Source organism: Amycolatopsis sp. (assembly GCF_035276945.1).
Classification (GTDB): Bacteria; Actinomycetota; Actinomycetes; order Mycobacteriales; family Pseudonocardiaceae; genus Amycolatopsis_E.
Genome location: NZ_DATELF010000132.1, coordinates 1 through 2970 on the forward strand (window position 1 = coordinate 1; position 2970 = coordinate 2970).

Sequence of the window (2970 nt, forward strand, 5' to 3'; positions counted from 1 at the left end):
ACACTCACCACGACGCAACGACTGCACAGCAAGGTGAATCGCCACCAACGACGACGAACACGCCGTATCCACCGTCAACGCCGGCCCCTCAAACCCCAACGAATACGACACCCGACCCGACGCCACACTCCCCGCACTACCGGCGCCCAGGTACCCCTCGTATTCGTCGGCGACGCGGTTCAGCCGCATCGCGTAGTCGTGGTAAGCTATTCCAGCGAAGACACCGACGTTGCTGCCGCGCAGTGAAGTAGGCGGAATCCCCGCGTCCTCGAAGGCCTCCCAGGAAGTCTCCAGCAACAACCGCTGCTGCGGATCCATCGCCACGGCCTCACGCGGACTGATCCCGAAGAACTTCGCGTCGAAACCCGCCGCGTCGTGCACGAAACCGCCTTCGCGGACGTAGGACTTGCCGTACCGGGTGCGATCCGGGTCGTAGAGGTTCCGCACGTCCCAGCCGCGGTCCTCGGGGAAGGGAGAGATCGCGTCGACGCCGTCGGCCACCAGTCGCCACAGGTCCTCCGGCGAGCACACCCCGCCGGGGAAACGGCAGGCCATCCCGACGATCGCGATGGGTTCGCTCGCGGCCGCCTCGAGGTCCGCGGCGTGCTGGCGAGTCCGGTGCAAATCCGCCGTGACCCACTTGAGATAGTCGACGAGTTTCTCTTCATCCGTCATGTCAGGCAACCTTCTCCGTAACGAGCCTCGCAGCGAACTGACAGCGGCCAGCGGACGGTCACCACGAAGTCACAGCCGATTCAAGTTTCACCCGGCAGCGAATTCTCGAACCCCTTGGGGGCCCCCTACGACTCCCCTGTCTTGCCGGGGCGGGCGCCACGAACCGCCCCGGGTCTGATGGAGGCTCACTCGTTGAGTTCGGATTGGTATATACCGGCACGGTAACGAGTCTCCACCGAGCGTCTCGGAGCGGTTCAACGTGCCCGATCAACACCCCGTGCTCACTTGTTGACGCGGCCCAGTTCGTTGTCGATGAAGTCGAAGAGCGCGGCCGCCGAGGCCGTCTCAAGCCTCTCCGCGACATCGGGCCGCGCCGATTTCGAACGGTCTTTCCATTGCGACAGCATGTTCTGCAGCCGGATCGCGACCTCCCCGTCCAGCTCGCCGCCGAGGGGAAGCCCGGACAGGGTCTCCGCGAGGCGATCGAGTTGCGCCAGGGTGGATCCCGTGTCGTCGGCACCGGAGTCGAACAGTTCGGACTGTAGAAGGCGCGCCAAGGCGGCCGAGTTCGGGTAGTCGAAGACCAGGGTCGCCGGCAGGGGCACCCCGGTGACGGCCGTGAGCCGGTTCCGCAGCTGAACGGCGGTGAGCGAGTCGAAGCCGAGCTCGTTGAACGCCCGCTCTGCGGAGACCGTGTCCCCGTCGGTGTGGCCGAGGATCGCCGCGGCTTCCAGTCGTACCAGAGAAAGCAGCTCCCGTTCCCGGTCTGCCGGCGGCAGCGCGCCGAGCCGCTCGGCGAACGCGCCCCGTGTCGCCGCGATTGCTTCCGCGACCCGCCTGCCCCGCGGCACGAGTCCCCGCAGCAACGCCGGCACCGAATCCGACACCGCTTGCGCGCGCAGCTCGGCGAAGTCGAGCTTGACCGGCATAAGCACCGGCCCCCCGTGGGCGAGCGCTCCGTCGAACATCCTCATGGCGTCGGGCACCGAAATCGCCCGGATCCCGTTGCCGTGCTGCGCCCAGGGGCTCCACGCCAGCGAGAGTGCGGGAAGTCCCCCCGCCCGTCGCTGCTGCGCGAGAACGTCCAGGCAGGCGTTGGCCGCGGCGAAGGCACCGTGACCCGGGTTGCCGGCGATAGCGGAGGCCGAGGAGAAGAGGACGAAGGCTTTGAGGTCCAGCTCTCGCGTCAGCTCGTGCAGGTTCCAGGCCGCGTCCACCTTCGGCCGCAGCACCGCGTCAAGCCGCTCCGGGGTGAGTTCGGTGATGGCGCAGTCGTCCTCGGTTCCGGCGATGTGGAGCACGGCGGTCACCGGGTGTTCCGCCGGGATCCCGGCCAGGAGCTTGCTCGTCGCGTCGCGATCGGTGACGTCGCAGGCTTCGACGCGCACGTCCGCACCGAGCGCCTTGATGCCGGCCATCAGGCCTGCCACGCCGTCGGCGTCCGGGCCTCGCCGTCCGGCAAGCACCAGATGGCGCACACCGTATTCGGCCACGACATGCCGAGCGATGGTGCTGCCGACCGTCCCGGTGCCGCCGGTGATCAGCACGGTGCCGTCCGGGTCGAGAACGCCGCTGGGCTCCGCGGCACCGGCGCGGGCGAGTCTGGGCATGAGCACAGATCCTTTTCGCACGGCCAGCTCCGGCTCGTCGGTCGCGACCACAGTAGACAGTGCTCGGAGCGAGCTGTCTTCGTCGTCGATGTCCAGGACGAGCAAGTGGCCAGGGTGCTCCCACTGGGCGGAGCGCGCCATCGCACGGACGGCGGCCCCGGCGGCGTCGCGAATGTCGTCGCTGCCGGTGACGTCGACCGCTCCCCTCGTGAGGATCGCCAGGCGCGCGGTGCTCGTCTGCTGCTTGTTCAGCCAGGCCTGGTAGAGCTTTAGCGCCTCGCGAGTCACGGCGTGGATGCCGGTCGCGTTCTCGATCTCCGCCAACACGAGGTGCGGGCCGGGTGCGCCCGAGGACACCGATTCGGTTAGAGACGGGATGCCGGGGTATGCGGTCGCGGTGATCCCGGCGGCCTCCAGGCGCGCGGCAAGCTTCGGACTCGAGACGACCGACAACTCCGGTTCCCCTTCGGCGGTTTTTCCGGTGTCAGCGGGGATCCACCCGACCCGGTAGAGCGAATCGGTGCTCACGATGCGCGACACGCCAAGCTCTTCGGGGTTGTGGGTGCGGAGGGTGATGGTGTCGATGGTGGCGACGGGGTTTCCGGTGGGGTCGGTGGTGTGGAGGGTGAGGGTGGTGGGGCTGGTGGGGGTGAGTCGCACGCGCAGGGTTGTTGCCGCGGTGGTG

The 2970-nt window shown here is 68.2% G+C and carries 2 protein-coding genes; both read right to left on the reverse strand.

All coding sequences use genetic code 11. The annotated features are described in order from the left end of the window. Window positions 1–675, reverse strand: a 675-nt coding sequence (locus tag VJT49_RS23500; RefSeq protein WP_324167068.1) for a beta-ketoacyl synthase N-terminal-like domain-containing protein, incomplete at its 3' end; no start/stop codon positions are given. A 281-nt stretch (window positions 676–956) separates the two neighbouring features. Next, a partial coding sequence (locus VJT49_RS23505) for a beta-ketoacyl reductase (protein ID WP_324167069.1) occupies window positions 957–2970 on the reverse strand: 2014 nt, incomplete at its 5' end.